Genomic DNA, 18,932 nt, shown 5'->3' with positions numbered 1-18,932 from the left:
GTGGTTTTTTGCCCGGAGCAAACTAACTTCATCCTGAACCGGAATATTATTAACTTCACACAATCCATTATTGGTGTGAAGTTATCGCTATTGCAATAGCCTAAAGAGATCGACTTCACAAAAATGAATATTATTGTGAATAAATGGCGTTTGTCAGTATTGGTGGGTTGTGGGGGCGGGTAGTGGTAACGGGGTTAAACGAAAGTTGCTAATGCTGATATCTTTGTAGGATAACGAGAATTTTACGATATGAAGGTTGGTTGTGAATTTATTGCTGTGAAAGCGTGGGTGGGGATTCATGTTCCTTGAGGGACTGTGGTAAACTACTGGCAAATATCGACAAATGCTGCGGCGGGGATAAATGGCAAATCAGCGTGAAGCGTTACCAGATACCGAAAATGCACTGGCCATCGGTGCCAAAATCAAGATGTCGCTCTCTTCGCTGAATCCGACTGAGCGCAGTATCGTTGAGTGGTTGATCACCAAAGGAAACATCACGAAAGACACCGGGTTGCGTGAAGTGGCGGGGTGTCTCGACGTATCGGAACCTTTGATCGTCAAGGTTGCCAAGAAAATTGGTTACTCCGGTTTTCGCGAACTGCGTAGCGCGTTGGTGAGCTATTTCAACTTCCTGCCCTACGAGAAAGAGGAAGAGATCACCGCCGATGACAATTTGAATACCGTGCTGGATAAGGTGTTCAGCAACAGCATCCAGGTGCTTAAGGAAGCGCAGTCGGTCGCGGACACTCAGGTGATTGGGCAGGCCGCCAGCCTGATTTATCGTGCTCGGCGGGTAGTTATTTTGGGCGTTGGCGGCTCGGCGTCGGTATGTCTGGATTTTGAACACAAGCTGCTGCGCATCGGCATCATCAGCCATAGCTATAGCGACTTCCACTTGATGTTGATGGTGGCCAGCCAGTTGGATGAACAGGATGTGGTGATCGTGATTTCTCAATCAGGGGAGACACGGGAACTGTTGAAAGCGGTAGAGATAGCCAATGCGCGCCAGGCCAGGGTGATTTGCATCACCAACGATAATGCCTCGCCGCTGTCGCAGTGTGCGGATTTGTCGATTTTCAGCCCGGCAATGAGTGGGCCGTTGCTGGGGCAGAATGCGGTCGCGAGGATTATCCAACTTAACCTGCTGGATACGCTGTTTATTGCTATCTTGCTGCAGGATTATCAAGGGAACAAGCAGCGGTTGGAGCGGGGGATCCAGGTAGTGGAGCCGTTACACGGCAAGAAAAGCTAGCTGGTGACGCCAAAAATAAAGCGGCCCGGTGATGATCACCGAGCCGTTATGGGTATTACCAGAGGCTAAAGGTGCCGTAGTGGCACCTTTGTCTCATCAGGCTTTAGCTGCCTGTGCATCAGCCTGAGCCGACTGGATCGCCGTCAGGGCTACGGTATAGACGATATCGTCAACCAGAGCACCACGGGACAGGTCGTTCACCGGCTTGCGCATGCCTTGCAGCATTGGCCCGATAGATACCAGGTCAGCAGAACGCTGCACCGCTTTATAAGTGGTGTTACCGGTGTTCAGATCCGGGAAGATGAACACGGTCGCCTGACCGGCCACTGGCGAATTAGGCGCTTTGGATTTGGCCACGTCGGCCATGATCGCTGCGTCATACTGCAGTGGGCCATCGATGATCAGATCCGGGCGTTTTTCCTGTGCCAGACGAGTCGCTTCACGCACTTTCTCAACGTCGCTACCCGCACCGGAATTGCCGGTAGAGTAAGAGATCATCGCTACGCGCGGTTCGATACCGAATGCGGCTGCGGAATCTGCGGACTGAATAGCGATTTCAGACAGCTGTTCAGCGGTTGGATCCGGGTTGATCGCGCAGTCACCGTAGACCAGAACCTGGTCAGGCAGCAGCATGAAGAACACGGAAGAAACCAGCGAGCTGCCCGGTGCGGTTTTGATCAACTGCAACGGTGGGCGGATGGTATTGGCGGTGGTGTGAACGGCACCGGAAACCAGGCCGTCAACTTCGCCTTTCTCCAGCATCAGGGTGCCGAGAACCACGTTGTCTTCCAACTGCTCACGTGCAACCACTTCGGTCATGCCCTTGCTCTTACGCAGCTCAACCAGACGCGGCACATAGAGTTCACGCACGGCAACCGGATCGACGATCTCGATGCCTTTACCCAGCTCAACGCCCTGCGCGGCGGCAACGCGTTTGATCTCTTCCGGGTTACCCAGCAGCACACATTCCGCGATACCACGTTCGGCACAGATGGCCGCCGCTTTCACGGTACGTGGTTCGTCGCCTTCCGGCAGCACGATACGTTTACCCGCTTTGCGCGCCAGCTCGGTCAGCTCATAACGGAACGCCGGTGGGGACAGACGACGTGAACGCTCAGAAGTGGCGGTCAGGGACTCGATCCATTCGGCGTTGATGTGGCTGGCCACGTAGTTCTGTACTTTCTCAATACGCTGATGGTCGTCTGAAGGCACTTCAAGGTTGAAGCTTTGCAGGCTCAGAGAGGTCTGCCAAGTGTTGGTGTCAACCATGAATACCGGCAGGCCGGTTTCAAAGGCGCGCTCACACAGCTTGTTAATGGAGGCATCGATCTCGTAGCCGCCGGTCAGCAGGATGGCACCAATTTCCACGCCGTTCATCGCGGCCAGGCAGGCTGAAACCAGCACGTCTGGACGGTCGGCAGAGGTTACCAGCAGGGAACCCGGGCGGAAGTGTTCCAGCATGTGCGGAATGCTGCGCGCACAGAAGGTCACAGATTTCACCCGGCGGGTCATGATGTCGCCTTCGTTGATCACTCGCGCCTTCAGGTGGCGGGCCATATCAATGGCACGGGTAGCGATCAGTTCGAAGCTCCACGGTACGCAACCCAATACCGGCAGCGGGCTGTTGGCGAACAGCTGTGCAGGATCGACGTTGGCTACGCTGGCCTTGGTGGAATCGTCAAAGATTTCGGACAGGTCTGGGCGAGTACGGCCCTGATCGTCCACCGGAGCGTTCAGCTTGTTGATGATCACGCCGGTAATGTTTTTGTTCTTGCTGCCGCCGAAGCTGGAGCGAGCCAGTTCGATGCGCTCGGTCAACTGGGCTGGAGAATCGTTGCCCAGTGCCAGCACAAAGACGATCTCTGCGTTCAGCGTTTTGGCGATCTCGTAGTTCAGCGAGTTGGCGAACTGATGCTTACGGGTAGGCACCAGGCCTTCGATCAGCACCACTTCTGCGTCTTTGGTGTTTTCGTGGTAACGAGCCACGATCTCTTCCATCAGCACGTCCTGCTGGTTGGAGCTCAGCAGGCTCTCAACGTAGCTCATACGCAGGGGTTCGGCCGCTGGAATGGTCGAGTTGCTGCGGATGATGGTGGTGGTCTGGTCGAGGGAATCGCCGCCGGTACGCGGTTGGGCAATAGGTTTGAACACGCTCAGGCGAACGCCTTTTTGCTCCATGGAGCGGATGACACCCAGGCTGACGCTGGTCAGACCGACGCTGGTGCCTGTGGGGATCAACATAATTGTACGTGACACAGAATAGTCCTCTTCACGGTTTTCTGCCTGCAACGGGGGCGCAGACAAAGATGACAGGCTCAAAACAACACCGCCAGCCTGAGCTGACGGTGTGGAGAGCATTAAGCGGTCAGACGGGAAGCGTCTTGCGCGATGACCAATTCTTCGTTGGTCGGGATCACCAGTGCCGGACGGCTGCCGTCTTTGGTGATGTTGCCTGATTTGCCGAAGCGGGCAGCCAGGTTGCGTTCATGATCGATTTCAAAGCCCAGCAGGCCCAGTTTGTCCAGGGTCAGCTCACGTACCATAGCGGCGTTCTCACCGATACCACCGGTGAAGATCACGGCATCCAGACGGCCTTCCATCAGGGCGCTATAGGCACCGATATACTTGGCCAGACGGTGGCAGAAGACGTCCATGGCACGCTTGGCATCGGCCTTGGTCTCATAGTTGTCTTCAACGTAGCGGCAGTCGCTGGTGACTTCGGTCAGGCCCAGCAGGCCAGACTCTTTGGTCAGCATCTTGTTGATCTGGTCAACGCTCATGCCCATGGCGTCGTGCAGGTGGAAGATGATGGCTGGATCGATGTCACCACTGCGGGTACCCATTACCAGACCTTCCAGCGGGGTCAGACCCATGGAAGTATCAACACACTTACCGTTGCGTACTGCGGTTACGGAACCGCCGTTGCCCAGATGGCAGGTGATGATGTTAACTTCTTCAACCGGCTTGTTCAGCGCCTTCGCGGCTTCTTGAGTCACGTAGAAGTGGCTGGTGCCATGTGCGCCGTAGCGACGAACGCCATGGTCGCGGTACAGGCTGTACGGCAGGGCATACAGGTAGGACTCTTCCGGCATGGTCTGATGGAACGCGGTGTCAAACACGGCAACGTTTTTATCAGCCAGATTAGGGAAGGATTTCAACGCTTCAGCAATACCGATCAGGTGAGCCGGGTTATGCAGTGGTGCAAAAGGTACCGAATCTTTGATACCCTGCAGGACTTCGTCGTTGATGACGGCTGAAGCCGTGAACTTCTCGCCGCCGTGCACGATGCGGTGGCCGATAGCGGTCAACTGGGCGGAAAGCTCTGGTTTTTGTGCCAGAATAGTATTAACAATGAAGTTCAGCGCTTCGCTGTGCGCTGCGCCGGCACCCAGTGCCGCTTCTTGTTTACCGCCATCCATTTTCCATTTGATACGGGCTTCAGGAAGATGGAAGCACTCGGCCAGGCCAGAGAGGTATTCTTCACCGTTGGCTGCATCGATGATGGCGAATTTCAGGGAAGAACTGCCGCAGTTAAGGACCAGTACTAGCTTACTCGACATGGAAGTACCTACTTATAGTTCGTGTTGGTATTAAGGAAGACCCAAAAACACGTGGTGAATAAAACGTCAATCAGACAACAAGCGTAGCGCATAATGCCGTTGACATTTATGATTAACATCATGTCAGTGATACAAAGGACACAATGATGAAAAAACCGATGATTTCTCTGCGGTTTAAGCGATCCTGATTTTTACCGCTTCCTAGCCCCACATGGCCGCCAACGGCAGGATTAGGGAGATAGGGCTAAAAGTTGACAAATCTTCTGTCATCTTCTACCGGCACATGGCCGGCTTAGGATACCGATAGCCCGCCACAAACACAAAATAAATTTAAAGCTTCAACTTTTTTGTTAGTGTGTTTGCAAGAATATTTTATTTTTTATACGTGAAGTTGAGGTGCGCAATGACAAGCAGACCATCCGGTTCCGTCAGCTGGTTTCAGATATTCCAGCGCGGGCAGCATTACATGAAAACCTGGCCAGCAGACAAACGGCTGGCACCGCTTTTCCCTGAGAACCGCGTGGCGCGCGCTACCCGCTTTGCCGTTCGCTTTATGCCACCGTTGGCGATTTTTACTCTGACCTGGCAGATTGCGCTCGGCGGTCAGCTTGGCCCGGCGATTGCTACCGCGCTGTTTGCCTGTAGCCTGCCGATGCAGGGGCTGTGGTGGTTGGGCCGACGTTCCGTGACGCCGTTGCCGCCAACCTTACTGCAATGGTTCCATGAGGTCCGTAACAAGCTGGCGGAAGCCGGGCAGGCGATTGCCCCCGTTGAAGGGACGCCAACCTACCAGGCGCTGGCGGACGTGCTAAAACGCGCCTTCAAGCAGTTGGACAAAACCTTCCTCGACGATCTCTGAGTATCAATCGGCCGGATCTTTCCGGCCTGCCATTACCTCATTAATTTTCTCCCTATTGATCTTGTCATCACTTGGAACCAATTGATTAGCACAGTTATACCCTATGAATTTCAAGTTGTAGCTAGGCGCCAAGCTTACTCATCCCCAGGAGCTTACGTTTAGTAAGTGACTGGGGTGAGTAAGTGCAGGTAACAACGCTACAACTTGAAAGGCGACGGGTATAAACCCGGTTCAAATCAAAGAAAGGTTTAGTTGTGATTCCACGCCATACTGAAGTCATGCGATGCTCTGGTTAATTTGCAGAACTGAGGACAATGAAATGGAAATGACTCACGCCCAACGGCTGATTTTGTCGAATCAATACAAGATGATGACCATGCTCGATCCGGACAATGCAGAGCGTTACCGCCGCTTGCAGACGATCATCGAACGCGGTTTTGGTTTGCAAATGCGCGAGCTGGATCGTGATTTTGGTGAGATGAGCGAAGAAGTGTGCCGCACCATCATCAATATCATGGAAATGCACCATGCGCTCCAGGTTTCCTGGGAGAACCTCAAGGATCGCCAGGGGCTGGACGCGCGTCGCCTGGCATTCCTTGGTTTTGATGCAGCAACCGAAGCGCGTTACCTGAGCTATGTGCGTTTCCTGGTGAACACGGAAGGGCGGTATACTCATTTCGATTCTGGCAGCCACGGGTTTAACGCCCAAACCAAAATGTGGGAAAAATACCAGCGCATGCTGAGTATCTGGCTATCCTGCCCACGCCAGTATCATCTGAGCGCCGTCGAGATTGCGCAAATCATCAATGCCTGATTAAACGTAGAGGGGTTTCCCGTGGAGTGTAAGGGTTTTCTGTTCGATCTTGATGGAACGTTAGTAGATTCATTACCGGTGGTAGAGCGAGCCTGGACGCAATGGGCAGAACGCCATGGCATCAGCCCGCAACAGGTGCTGGACTTTATCCACGGAAAACAGGCGATCACCTCGCTGCGTCATTTTATGCCGAATGCCACCGAGGCTGAGCTACAGCATGAGTTCACACTGCTTGAACAGGTGGAAGCAGAGGATACCGACGGCGTCCACGCCCTGCCAGGTGCATTGGCCCTGCTTGAGCGGATCAATGCGTTGGGGATACCTTGGGCAATCGTCACCTCGGGTTCCGTGCCAGTGGCTAACGCACGCCGTCTTGCCGGTGGGGTGCCGCTTCCTGAGGTGTTTATCACCAGTGAGCGTGTTAAACAGGGTAAACCGCAGCCAGACGCCTACCTGTTAGGGGCACAAGGTCTTGGGTTGGCACCACAGGATTGTGTGGTGGTGGAAGATGCTCCTGCCGGGATCCTTTCCGGCTTGGCTGCCGGTTGCCAGGTGATTGCGGTAAATGCGCCGGCAGACTCGCCGAAACTGGACCAGGTGGATCTGATCCTTTCCTCCTTGGAACAGCTCAAGATCGCCAAGTCCGAACAGGGTGTTGTCATCGAACTTATTGCTTAATCTGCACATTCTTACCTCAATTTGATTAGACCCCGCATCGTCGGGGTTTTTTTATGCTAATTTCTTAAGCCGGGATCACTGCAGAATGAGGCCGTTTTGAACAGCGAATTACTTTGGGTTTTGAGTTTACTGTTAATAGCCATTGTGCTGTTTACCACCAACAAGCTGCGCATGGATGTGGTGGCACTGTTGGTGATCATTGCGTTTGTGCTCAGCGGAACTTTGAGCTTGCAAGAGGCAACGGCTGGCTTCAGCGATCCTAACGTCATTTTGATTGCCGCTCTGTTCGTCATTGGCGAAGGGCTGGTGCGCACCGGGGTGGCCTATCAGGTTGGCGACTGGCTGGTGAGAGTGGCGGGCAGCAGTGAAACCAAGATGATGATGTTGCTGATGTTCACCGTTGCCGGGCTGGGGGCATTCATGAGCTCAACCGGGGTGGTAGCCATCTTTATCCCCGTGGTACTCAGCGTCGCGGTGCGCATGAAAATCTCCCCAGGGCGGCTGATGATGCCGCTGAGCTTTGCCGGTTTGATCAGTGGCATGATGACGCTGGTCGCCACGCCGCCGAATATGGTGGTCAACAGCGAACTGGTGCGTGAAGGCATCGACGGTTTCGGCTTCTTTGGCGTCACGCCAATTGGCCTGGTGGTGTTGCTGTTGGGCGTGGGGTACATGCTGGTTGCAAGACGCTGGCTCGGCGACAGCGGCGGCACCAAGACCAAGTCGGCCTGGGAGCGCCGGACTTTCCGCGATTTGATCCGCGACTATAAGCTCACCGGGCGGGCGCGTCGTTTGGCGGTGCGTAGTGGTTCGCCATTGATTGGCCGCTCGCTGGATGAACTGCATTTGCGTGCCCGCTACAGCGCCAACGTTATCGGCATCGAGCGCTGGAAGCGTTTTCGCCGGGTGATGATCAGCGCCTTTGGCAGCACGGAACTGCGAGAAGGGGACGTACTGCTGATCGACATGACGGATTGCGATATCGATCTGCGTCAGTTTTGTAGTGAGCAACAGCTCGAACCCATGGTGCTGCGGGGAGAATATTTCTCCGAACAGTCACGCAACGTGGGGATGGCCGAAGTTTCGCTAATCCCTGAGTCGGCCCTGCTGGGGAAAAGCGTGCGCGATGCCGCTTTCCGTAGCCGTTACGATCTCAACGTAGTCGGCATCCGCCGCAACGGTGAAACCCTGCAAGGCAAGCTGGTGGATGAGCCTCTGGGCCTGGGGGACATTCTGTTGGTGATCGGCGACTGGAAAGCAATCCGTCAGTTGCAGGCCAAAACCCATGATTTTATCGTCTTGAACCTACCCGCCGAAGTGGACGAAGTGGCACCCGCTATCACCCAGGCACCCCATGCGCTGTTCTGCCTTGCGCTGATGGTAGCTATGATGCTGACCGACGAGATCCCGAATCCGATCGCCGCGCTGATCGCTTGCCTGTTGATGGGGCGTTTTCGCTGTATCGATATGGAAAGTGCCTATAAGGCGATCCATTGGCCGAGCATCATTTTGATCGTCGGTATGATGCCCTTTGCCCAAGCGTTGCAGAAAACGGGCGGGGTAGATCTGATCGTCCGTGGGTTGATGGACGTTGCCGGTGACGCCGGGCCGCACGTCATGCTGGCCTGTCTGTTTGTCCTTTGCGCCACCATTGGGCTGTTTATCTCCAACACCGCCACGGCGGTATTGATGGCCCCAATAGCCATCGCCGCGGCTCGTGAAATGGGTGTTTCGCCTTATCCGTTTGCCATGATTATTGCGATTGCCGCCTCCGCCGCCTTTATGACGCCGGTGTCATCGCCGGTCAATACGCTGGTGTTGGGGCCGGGGAACTACAAGTTTGGCGATTTTCTGAAAATTGGGGTGCCGTTCACCGTGTTGGTGATGATTGTCAGCGTGATCCTGGTGCCTTGGTTGTATGCGTTTTAAGCATACAGTTTGCGTTTTACGTCAGGATTAAGAACAGGCGCTTTATCTTTTTTGAGAATACGATGAACTAGCTAACGACCGAAACCCTAAAGCGTTTTGGTATTTTATCGGCTCATGCTGCAGCTCGTTGAGGCTTTAGGGCGACCGGTGTCGCCCTGGCTTAGTTTAGCGCTCCTTCTGGAGTTGCCATGAAAATGAAACCTGGATTTATAACCCTTACTTTAGCTTCTCTGTAGTTACTGCGTGGTTGTGCGAGATACATGAGTGACTCCCTCAAAGCCCACAGGATAAAAATTACCGCATCCTGGTCACGCAAACCTTCCAGCATATCGATTTACGACCTGTGGCTAAGGTGTCTTAGATTGCCAGGCGCACAAGCATCTGGCTCTACTCTTACATGGGGGAGTCGCTGCTGATTTCATCCAGCGAAAGGCTGAAGCTTGGGATGAATACCTGCATAAAATAATCCATTTCTGGGCTGTGACGTAGCTGCAACGTCTTCTCCAAGCGTGCCTTAGCCAACTTGAATTCATTATTCCCCGCCGACAGCTCCTCCAAACATTTCAGATACGCGCATAGCGCATCGGCCTGCTTCACGATCAGCTTTTCGTCCTCGCTGTGATGGTGCTCGTCCAGGATAGAGCGGAAATCGTTCTGTAACTCTTCCGGCAGCATCTCCAGCAGCTTTTGTTGGGCAATCTTCTCGATTTTTTTGTATTCGTGGGCAATCTGCGGATTGTAATACTTGATGGGAGTAGGCATATCGCCGGTCAGCACTTCGCTGGCATCGTGATACATCGCTAACAACGCCACGCGTTCGGCATTCAGGTTGCCGTTAAACTTGCGGTTTTTGATCGCGGCCAGCGCATGGGCGACAAAGGCGACCTGCAAGCTGTGTTCGGAAACGTTTTCGGTACGCACATTGCGCATCAGCGGCCAGCGGCTAATCAGTTTCAAACGGGACAGGTGGGCAAAGAAGTGGCTCTGGCTCATGGTGCTCTCTCTACAGCGGCAAGTGAGTGCATTATACGCTATGGAGCTAGGCACATCCCTTGGAATTGTAGGGGGCGTAAATTGTGCTTATACCGATAGAGGCGAAACCGGGCGCAGCATGCGGGGCCCCTACGAAGTCAGTGCCAATCAGAGACATGGGCGCAGCGAACCGCGCCCGGCAAAATTACTGGTGATAGGTTTCCAGGAAGCGGCCCAGTTTGCCCACCGCCATTTCCAATTCATCTACGCGGGGCAGAGTAACGATGCGGACGTGATCTGGGTAAGGCCAGTTAAACGCGCTGCCCTGTACCAGTAACACCTTCTCTTGTAACAGCAGATCCAGCACCAGCTTCTGGTCGTCGCGGATGTTAAAGCGCTTGGCGTCGATGCGTGGGAACATATAGAGCGCCCCCTGAGGTTTCACGCAGGAAACGCCAGGGATCTCGTTTAGCAGCTCCCAGGTACGGTCGCGTTGTTCATACAGGCGGCCACCAGGCTGAATAAATTCGCTGATGCTCTGGTAACCGCCCAGCGCCGTCTGGATCGCATGCTGCATTGGCACGTTGGCGCAAAGACGCATGGAAGCCAGCATCTCAAGCCCTTCGATATAGCCTTTGGCATGCTTCTTCGGCCCGTTGAGCACCATCCAGCCTTGACGGAAACCGGCAACGCGGTAGGTTTTGGACAAGCCGTTAAAGGTGACGGTCAGCAGATCTGGGGCCAATGCGGCGATGGAGTGATGCTCTGCCTCATCGTAGAGGATCTTGTCGTAGATTTCGTCGGCAAAGATGATCAGGTCGTGCTGGCGGGCGATCTCGACGATCTGTTCCAGCAGTTCTTTGCTGTAGACCGCGCCGGTGGGGTTGTTAGGGTTGATGATCACGATGCCACGGGTACGTGGAGTGATTTTGCTGCGAATATCGTCCAGATCCGGGAACCAGCCAGATTCTTCGTCGCACATATAGTGCACGGCCTTGCCGCTGGAAAGCGATACGGCGGCGGTCCACAACGGGTAGTCTGGCGCAGGCACCAGCATTTCATCACCGATGTTCAGCAGCGCTTGCATGGATTGCACGATTAGCTCAGAAACGCCATTGCCAATGTAGATATCCTCAACGGTCACATCACGCATGTTACGTGCCTGATAGTGCTGCATGATCGCCTTGCGCGCCGAGTAGAGCCCTTTGGAGTCGCAGTAGCCTTGTGCCGTTGGCAGATTGCGGATCACGTCGACCAGAATTTCATCGGGGGCATCAAAGCCGAACGGGGCAGGGTTGCCAATGTTCAGCTTGAGGACTTTATTGCCTTCTTCTTCAAGACGTTTAGCTTCTTTGAGTACCGGGCCACGAATGTCATAACAGACGTTGTCCAGTTTGCTGGATTTCTCAATGGGGGACATAGAAAGTTGAGCCTTTTGCTAAGATAGGGTCGTTCCTACCGTGGAACACCGCAATCCGTCCAATGTACTCCTGGAGGCCAGGCTTTTGAAGGGTTATGCACTGCTTTGGTGAAAACGATCGGCAAAAATCGCTTTTTAAGATAATAACCGTCTGTATTGGTCATGTTTTTAGTGTTTAAATCTTAAATTGTCGCTATTTTAAGGTTTATATGCCGATGAAAGTGCATGTCACGTAAAGGGTTTTTATCAGTTAACCGCAGAAATGCGTGTGCCAAGCGCCAGAAAAACGCCAAAGCTGCTTAAAGATAGTAATATGGGATTAATCTGGTTTCATGTCTGCACTGACAATACCACACTGAGTTGAAGTAGAATTACATTAGGTCCACTTCAGTAATTAACTTAAATTTTATTTAAGTAATGGTCAGGGTCTTTTAATAATCAAAAGACTTACTGCTTGAATTTATTAAAATCCCTAATCGATGTGTCTTTCGATATACGGGGAGGTTGTTAATATTTTGTACAGAAAACAACAATGCTGTCATGGTCTCTGGCGGCCAGGGATCGAGGTAACCGGGAGGAAAGGGGGGGTTTTGCCCGCATAGGATTATCAATGCTTATAAGGGTAAGCACTTTTCGTCGTAACTTTCACCACTATCAATAAGCCGTTGCGATAGATCATGGATAAAAAGCGATGCAGATAACGAAATATAAGTAATTTTTTTGCCCTCTTCTAATGAGTGGGGTACTGTCATAAGTGGCGCATGCCCTTTTCAGCTGCGTCTTAGAAATACACCAGGGTAGTTTGTAAATTAGAATTTAAAAAGTGAAGAAAACACTATGACAAGTGCAAATCGTCCGATACTTAATCTCGACCTCGATCTGCTAAGAACTTTTGTTGCTGTTGCTGATTTGAATACGTTTGCGGCGGCTGCCGTTGCCGTGTGTCGTACTCAGTCCGCAGTCAGTCAACAAATGCAGCGGTTAGAGCAATTGGTTGGCAAAGAATTGTTCGCCCGTCATGGGCGCAATAAATTGTTAACCGAACACGGTATCCAGCTTCTCGGCTACGCCAGGAAAATCCTGCGCTTCAACGACGAAGCCTGTGCCTCCTTGATGTACAACAATATCAAGGGTGTCCTGACTATCGGTGCTTCTGATGATACCGCCGATACCATTTTGCCTTTCTTGCTAAACCGCGTGACGTCGGTCTATCCCAAGCTGGCGATTGATGTGCGGGTGAAGCGTAGCCCGTTCATGATCGACATGCTGAAGAACGGCGAAGTGGATCTGGCCATCACCACCGTGGATACCGAAGGGCATCCGCACATCATTCTGCGTACGTCTCCAACGCTGTGGTACTGCTCGGCAGATTACCATTACCAGGCGGGGGAACCGATCCCTCTGGTGGTAATGGATGAGCCAAGTCCGTTCCGTGCGATGGCGATCAAGCACCTTGAAGCTGCCGGTATTCCTTGGCGTATTGCCTACGTGGCCTCAACGCTTTCTGCGGTGCGCGCGGCGTGCCGGGCAGGTTTGGGGATCACCGTGCGGCCAATCGAAATGATGAGCCCAGATCTGCGAGTTCTGGGCGCTGCGGAAGGTTTACCGCATCTTCCTGATACGCAGTATGCGCTGTGCAAAGATATGAAGTGCGAAAATGAACTGGCCATGGCGATCTTCAGTGCTGTGCAAAACGGCAGTGAGATTTACCACTTCGGTGGCGACGAATCTTCGGTGATCGATGAAGGTTCCAGCGTGGCGGATAGCGAAGAGTAGAGTTTTACCCTAAGCTAGTCGTATTGAAAGTTACAAACCTCTGCCACGGCGGAGGTTTTTTTTACCTCAAAACAAGGGAATCAAGCATTTTGGCCGGTTGAAGGTAAATTCGATGCTAAATGAGTATTTCTGCATGACTTCTAGTAGGTGAAACCCTCATATCTTCGGGTTGCTCGTTTTTTATGCAGTGATAACAACGAGTAAATACCTGGAGTTGATAGGGTTATTTTGCTATTTTACGCTGACGTTTTTTTACCTGAAATTGACAAAAATTGTTAAACTGCCACACTTTTTTTGAGGATTTCTGCCTGAAACGTGTCCTGGATCAAAAAAATACCCCTAGGTAGTGAGTGGAACAACAGGGAATTCCTGAGAGAATGGTATAGTAAAAGTGAAATGTGCCTGTGCGGTTATATCTATCTGTTTCCGTTGAGCAATCAACTGACACGATTTAGCCTAAGCCAAGCGCATCATATGTTAATTAAATGCTTCGTATGTAAATTAGTGTGTAGATACTTTTGTCAAAGTTGACAGAAGGTTATAGAAAGGAGTAAAAAGCCCACAGTAAAACACTGCCTAACTCTCTGTAAAAGCAGCTTGTTTGTGTGGTTATTTATCCTTCCCTTAAATCGATGTGGTGCACTAACTGCCAGTTACAAGAGCAGAACGATCGACGCCACTTTTGATGAGTAAGCATAGAGTATGTCAACAACCATTGAAGTCATCGCTCATCACTGGGCGTTCGCCGTATTTCTTATCATGGCTATCGGGCTCTGCGGCTTCATGCTGCTGGGTGCGTTCTTCTTGGGTGGGAGAGCCCAGGCTCGCGCCAAAAACACCCCTTATGAATCCGGGGTCGACTCGGTCGGTACGGCGCGTTTGCGTCTGTCCGCCAAGTTCTACCTGGTGGCCATGTTCTTCGTCATTTTCGATGTTGAAGCCTTATACCTGTACGCCTGGTCGGTCTCGATTCGTGAGAGCGGTTGGGTAGGCTTTATCGAAGCCGCCATTTTCATTTTGGTGTTATTGGCTGGTTTGGTTTATCTGGTGCGTATCGGCGCATTGGATTGGACTCCGACGCGCTCCAAGCGTTTGAGTAAGCCAACTATCATCAAGAACGCTAGCAACAGTCATCCGCAGTAACAGCGAGGCATTAAGATGGACTATACGCTCACCCGCATAGACCCGAACGGTGAGAACGACCGTTATCCCCTGCAAAAACAGGAGATCGTAGGCGATCCCCTTGAGCAGCAGGTTCACCGTACGGTTTACATGGGTAAACTCGAACATGCTTTGCATGACATGGTGAACTGGGGGCGTAAAAACTCTCTTTGGCCGTATAACTTCGGCCTTTCGTGCTGTTATGTGGAAATGGTGACCTCGTTTACCGCCGTTCACGACGTGGCGCGTTTTGGTGCGGAAGTATTGCGTGCCTCCCCACGCCAGGCCGACTTTATGGTCGTTGCCGGCACCTGCTTTACCAAGATGGCCCCGGTCATTCAGCGTTTGTACGAGCAAATGCTGGAACCTAAATGGGTGATCTCGATGGGCTCCTGCGCCAACTCCGGCGGCATGTACGATATCTACTCGGTCGTCCAGGGCGTGGATAAATTCCTGCCGGTCGACGTGTATATCCCAGGCTGCCCACCGCGCCCGGAAGCTTACATGCAGGCACTGCTGCTGCTGCAAGAATCCATTGGCAAAGAACGTCGCCCGCTGTCGTGGGTCGTTGGCGATCAGGGCGTGTACCGCGCCAATATGCCATCAGAAAAAGAACGTAAGCACGCCGAGCGTATTGCGGTAACCAACCTTCGGTCGCCTGACGAGATTTAAAATTGCGGGAATCGGCTAGTTACGTTGCCTTTTTGTGGTAACAACGAATAGTTAAGCTTGCAATAAAAATGGCCATTTAATGTGGTGAAAAAAATTATGACAGATTTAACGACGCACGAAGCCCCGCCTGCACGGCCTATATGGGAAACCAGCGATCATCTTAATGATCCGGTGATCGGCGAACTGCGCAACCGTTTTGGGCCGGAAGCCTTTACTGTTCAGCCTACCCGTACCGGAATGCCCGTGGTATGGGTCAAGGTTGAGCAGCTGCTGGAAGTAATGACGTTTTTAAGAAAACAACCGAAGCCGTACGTCATGCTGTTCGATCTGCATGGCATGGACGAGCGTCTTCGTACTCACCGTGAAGGCTTGCCTGCCGCGGATTTCTCTGTTTTCTACCATCTGATCTCTGTCGAACGTAACCGCGACATCATGCTGAAAGTGGCGCTGTCTGAAAAAGACCTGCACGTGCCCACAGTGACCAAGATTTTCCCGAATGCCAACTGGTATGAGCGCGAAACCTGGGAAATGTTCGGTATTACCTTCGACGGCCACCCGCACCTGACGCGCATCATGATGCCGCAGAGTTGGGAAGGCCATCCACTGCGTAAAGACTACCCGGCGCGCGCCACCGAATTCGATCCCTTTGTGTTGACCAAACAGAAAGAAGATCTGGAGATGGAGTCGCTGAAATTCAAGCCGGAAGAGTGGGGCATGAAGCGCGGCACCGAGAACGAGGACTTCATGTTCCTTAACCTCGGCCCGAACCACCCGTCTTCACACGGTGCATTCCGTATCATTCTGCAGCTGGACGGTGAAGACATCGTCGACTGTGTGCCGGACGTGGGTTACCACCACCGTGGCGCAGAGAAGATGGGCGAACGCCAGTCCTGGCACAGCTTTATCCCGTATACCGACCGTATCGAATACCTTGGCGGCTGTGTAAACGAAATGCCTTACGTACTGGCGGTGGAAAAACTGGCCGGGATCGTGGTGCCGGATCGTGTCAACACCATCCGCGTCATGCTGTCTGAGCTGTTCCGCATCAACAGCCACCTGCTGTACATCAGTACCTTTATCCAGGACGTGGGCGCCATGACCCCGGTGTTCTTTGCCTTTACCGACCGTCAGAAAGTTTATGATGTCGTTGAAGCGATTACCGGCTTCCGTATGCACCCGGCCTGGTTCCGTATTGGTGGCGTGGCGCACGACCTGCCACGTGGCTGGGATCGCCTGCTGCGTGACTTCCTGGACTGGATGCCGAAGCGCCTCGATTCCTATGTGAAAGCGGCACTGCATAACTCCGTTCTGAAAGGGCGTTCTGTCGGCGTGGCTTCTTACAACGCCAAAGAAGCGTTGGAATGGGGTGTGACCGGTGCTGGCCTGCGCGCTACTGGCGTTGAGTTTGACGTGCGTAAATGGCGTCCATACTCCGGCTATGAAAACTTCGATTTCGAAGTTCCGGTCGGCGACGGCAACAGCGACTGCTATACCCGCGTGATGTTGAAAGTGGAAGAGCTGCGCCAGAGCCTGCGTATTCTGGAGCAGTGCCTGAACAACATGCCGGAAGGCCCGTTCAAGGCCGATCATCCGCTGACCACGCCGCCGCCGAAAGAGCGCACGCTGCAACATATTGAAACGCTGATCACCCACTTCCTGCAGGTTTCCTGGGGCCCGGTGATGCCAGCCAACGAATCATTCCAGATGGTTGAAGCCACGAAAGGGATCAACAGCTACTACCTGACCAGCGACGGCAGCACCATGAGCTATCGCACCAGGATCCGTACGCCAAGCTATGCTCACCTGCAGCAAATCCCTGCGGTGATCCGTGGCAGCCTGGTCTCTGACCTGATCGTCTATCTGGGTAGTATCGATTTTGTAATGTCAGATGTGGACCGCTAACTATGCATGATCTTAAAGACACTCACGTGAGTCACGATGCGCTTGAGGCCACCAATGCAGCCGCTCCCCAGAGCGGCGCTGATGCATTTGTGCTGAGCGCGGAAGAACGTGATGCGATCGAGCACGAAAAGCACCATTACGAGGATCCACGCGCCGCCTCCATTGAAGCACTGAAGATCGTGCAGAAGCAGCGTGGCTGGGTTCCTGATGGGGCGATTTATGCCATCGCTGAAGTGCTGGGCATCCCAGCCAGCGACGTAGAAGGCGTGGCCACGTTCTACAGCCAGATTTTCCGCCAGCCAGTAGGACGCCACGTGATCCGTTACTGTGACAGCGTGGTTTGTCACATCAACGGCTACCAGGGCATTCAGGCCGCGCTGGAAAAGAAACTCAACATCAAGCCGGGCCAGACTACCTTCGATGGTCGTTTCACCCTGCTGCCGACCTGCTGCCTGGGTAACTGCGACAAAGGTCCGAACATGATGATCGATGAAGATACTCATGCTCACCTGACGCCAGAGAACGCGGTCGAACTGTTGGAGCGGTATAAATGATGATTGATATCAAACGTACTGCCGAAATGCATCCGCTGACCTGGCGCCTGCGCGATGACCAACAGCCGGTATGGCTGGATGAATATCGCAGCAAGAACGGTTACCAGGGCGCGGAAAAAGCGCTGAAAGGCATGGCCGCCGACGACATCGTCACCCTGGTGAAAGATGCCGGGCTGAAAGGCCGTGGTGGTGCAGGTTTCTCCACCGGTTTGAAGTGGAGCCTGATGCCGAAAGACGAATCCATGAACATCCGTTACCTGCTGTGTAACGCCGATGAAATGGAGCCGGGCACCTATAAAGACCGTCTGCTGATGGAGCAACTGCCACACCTGTTGGTGGAAGGCATGCTGATTTCGGCATTCGCGCTGAAAGCCTACCGGGGTTACATCTTCCTGCGTGGCGAATACGTCGAGGCCGCAGTGCATCTGCGCCGTGCGATTGCGGAAGCTACCGAAGCAGGCCTGCTGGGCAAAAATATCATGGGCAGCGGCTTTGACTTCGAGCTGTTCGTCCACACCGGCGCTGGCCGCTACATCTGTGGTGAAGAAACGGCGCTGATCAACTCGCTGGAAGGCCGCCGCGCCAACCCGCGCTCCAAGCCGCCATTCCCAGCTTCCGTGGGCGTATGGGGCAAACCGACCTGCGTGAACAACGTCGAGACCCTGTGTAACGTGCCTGCCATCCTCGAGCATGGCGTGGACTGGTACAAAGGGATCTCCGCCGGTAAGAGTAACGACGCCGGTACCAAACTGATGGGCTTCTCTGGCCGGGTGAAAAACCCAGGCGTCTGGGAGCTGCCGTTTGGGACTACCGCGCGTGAAATTCTGGAAGATTACGCCGGTGGCATGCGCGATGGCCTGAAATTTAAAGCCTGGCAGCCGGGCGGGGCGGGTACCGACTTCCTGACCGCCGATCACCTGGATCTGCCAATGGATTTCGAAAGCATCGGTAAAGCGGGCAGCCGTTTAGGTACGGCGCTGGCGATGGCGGTGGATCACGAAATCGGCATGGTTCCCCTGGTGCGTAACCTGGAAGAGTTCTTTGCCCGTGAGTCCTGTGGCTGGTGTACACCGTGCCGTGACGGCTTGCCGTGGAGCGTGAAGATCCTGCGTGCTTTGGAAAGAGGCGAAGGCCAGCCGGGGGATATCGAAACCCTCGAGCAGCTGTGCCGCTCCCTTGGCCCAGGTAAAACCTTCTGCGCCCATGCGCCAGGTGCCGTAGAGCCACTGCAAAGCGCGATTAAATATTTCCGTGAAGAGTTTGAAGCTGGGATTTCCCCACAGTACTTGGGCAATCTTCAGGCGGTTGGCGGCATTCAGCCAAACAACTTGTTGAAGCAACGCTGGTAATCCCGCTTTGCCTGGGTGCGGTGAGCGCGCCCCG

Annotated in this window: 15 protein-coding genes; 11 read left to right on the top strand and 4 right to left on the bottom strand. The window is 53.4% G+C overall.

Annotated features, from left to right (window positions below; translation table 11 throughout):
- The first annotated feature begins 361 nt into the window (after nt 1-361).
- The gene (locus WN53_RS25685; RefSeq protein WP_024485141.1) at nt 362-1,252 is read left to right on the top strand and encodes an SIS domain-containing protein; all 891 of its coding nucleotides are present in this window, start codon (nt 362-364) and stop codon (nt 1,250-1,252) included.
- Between the two features lie 96 nt (nt 1,253-1,348).
- On the opposite strand, the gene pta is transcribed toward WN53_RS25685, so the two are convergent.
- Nucleotides 1,349-3,508 (bottom strand): phosphate acetyltransferase, encoded by a 2,160-nt coding sequence (gene pta, locus WN53_RS25680; RefSeq protein WP_024485140.1) that lies wholly within the window; start codon nt 3,506-3,508, stop codon nt 1,349-1,351.
- Nucleotides 3,509-3,609: 101 nt separating this feature from the next.
- Nucleotides 3,610-4,812 carry an acetate kinase gene (ackA, locus tag WN53_RS25675; RefSeq protein WP_024485139.1) on the bottom strand — a complete coding sequence of 401 codons (1,203 nt, stop codon included), beginning with the start codon at nt 4,810-4,812 and terminating at the stop codon, nt 3,610-3,612.
- Between the two features lie 403 nt (nt 4,813-5,215).
- Here ackA and yfbV point away from each other — a divergent pair, with 403 nt between their 5' ends.
- From yfbV to WN53_RS25655, 4 genes are all read left to right on the top strand, one after another.
- The gene (yfbV, locus tag WN53_RS25670; protein WP_024485138.1) at nt 5,216-5,671 is read left to right on the top strand and encodes a terminus macrodomain insulation protein YfbV; all 456 of its coding nucleotides are present in this window, start codon (nt 5,216-5,218) and stop codon (nt 5,669-5,671) included.
- Between the two features lie 319 nt (nt 5,672-5,990).
- The gene (locus WN53_RS25665) at nt 5,991-6,485 is read left to right on the top strand and encodes a YfbU family protein (protein WP_021178532.1); all 495 of its coding nucleotides are present in this window, start codon (nt 5,991-5,993) and stop codon (nt 6,483-6,485) included.
- A gap of 21 nt (nt 6,486-6,506) precedes the next feature.
- On the top strand, nt 6,507-7,163 hold the full coding sequence (locus WN53_RS25660; RefSeq protein WP_024485137.1) for a sugar phosphatase: 657 nt from the start codon (nt 6,507-6,509) through the stop codon (nt 7,161-7,163).
- Between the two features lie 96 nt (nt 7,164-7,259).
- Entirely contained in the window at nt 7,260-9,092 is a 1,833-nt protein-coding gene (locus WN53_RS25655) for an SLC13 family permease (RefSeq protein WP_021178530.1), read from the top strand.
- A gap of 393 nt (nt 9,093-9,485) precedes the next feature.
- Here the strand turns inward: WN53_RS25655 and yfbR are convergent, their stop codons facing one another.
- Together yfbR and WN53_RS25645 are read right to left on the bottom strand one after the other, a co-directional pair.
- On the bottom strand, nt 9,486-10,085 hold the full coding sequence (gene yfbR / locus WN53_RS25650) for a 5'-deoxynucleotidase (RefSeq protein WP_021178529.1): 600 nt from the start codon (nt 10,083-10,085) through the stop codon (nt 9,486-9,488).
- A 184-nt stretch (nt 10,086-10,269) separates the two neighbouring features.
- Nucleotides 10,270-11,484 (bottom strand): pyridoxal phosphate-dependent aminotransferase, encoded by a 1,215-nt coding sequence (locus WN53_RS25645; RefSeq protein WP_021805995.1) that lies wholly within the window; start codon nt 11,482-11,484, stop codon nt 10,270-10,272.
- An 837-nt stretch (nt 11,485-12,321) separates the two neighbouring features.
- On the opposite strand from WN53_RS25645, the gene lrhA reads away from it, so the two are divergent.
- The 6 genes from lrhA (at nt 12,322) to nuoF (ending at nt 18,898) form a co-directional block, all read left to right on the top strand.
- Nucleotides 12,322-13,260 (top strand): transcriptional regulator LrhA, encoded by a 939-nt coding sequence (gene lrhA / locus WN53_RS25640; protein WP_024485136.1) that lies wholly within the window; start codon nt 12,322-12,324, stop codon nt 13,258-13,260.
- Nucleotides 13,261-13,962: 702 nt separating this feature from the next.
- Nucleotides 13,963-14,403 (top strand): NADH-quinone oxidoreductase subunit A, encoded by a 441-nt coding sequence (locus WN53_RS25635; protein WP_021178526.1) that lies wholly within the window; start codon nt 13,963-13,965, stop codon nt 14,401-14,403.
- A gap of 15 nt (nt 14,404-14,418) precedes the next feature.
- A complete protein-coding gene (locus tag WN53_RS25630) occupies nt 14,419-15,093 on the top strand; it encodes a NuoB/complex I 20 kDa subunit family protein (RefSeq protein WP_021178525.1) in 675 nt (224 codons plus the stop codon).
- 96 nt (nt 15,094-15,189) lie between these two features.
- On the top strand, nt 15,190-16,995 hold the full coding sequence (nuoC, locus tag WN53_RS25625; RefSeq protein ID WP_024485135.1) for an NADH-quinone oxidoreductase subunit C/D: 1,806 nt from the start codon (nt 15,190-15,192) through the stop codon (nt 16,993-16,995).
- A gap of 2 nt (nt 16,996-16,997) precedes the next feature.
- Entirely contained in the window at nt 16,998-17,549 is a 552-nt protein-coding gene (gene nuoE / locus WN53_RS25620) for an NADH-quinone oxidoreductase subunit NuoE (RefSeq protein WP_021178523.1), read from the top strand.
- Nucleotides 17,546-18,898 carry an NADH-quinone oxidoreductase subunit NuoF gene (gene nuoF, locus WN53_RS25615; RefSeq protein ID WP_021805992.1) on the top strand — a complete coding sequence of 451 codons (1,353 nt, stop codon included), beginning with the start codon at nt 17,546-17,548 and terminating at the stop codon, nt 18,896-18,898. The genes nuoE and nuoF overlap by 4 nt, the downstream gene beginning before the upstream one ends.
- Nucleotides 18,899-18,932 lie beyond the last annotated feature (34 nt).

Origin of the sequence: Serratia fonticola, from assembly GCF_001006005.1 — a bacterium.
GTDB classification, from domain to species: Bacteria; Pseudomonadota; Gammaproteobacteria; order Enterobacterales; family Enterobacteriaceae; genus Chania; species Chania fonticola.
Note: the sequence above shows the minus strand (reverse complement) of the source record. Positions and strands in the feature narration are given on the sequence as shown.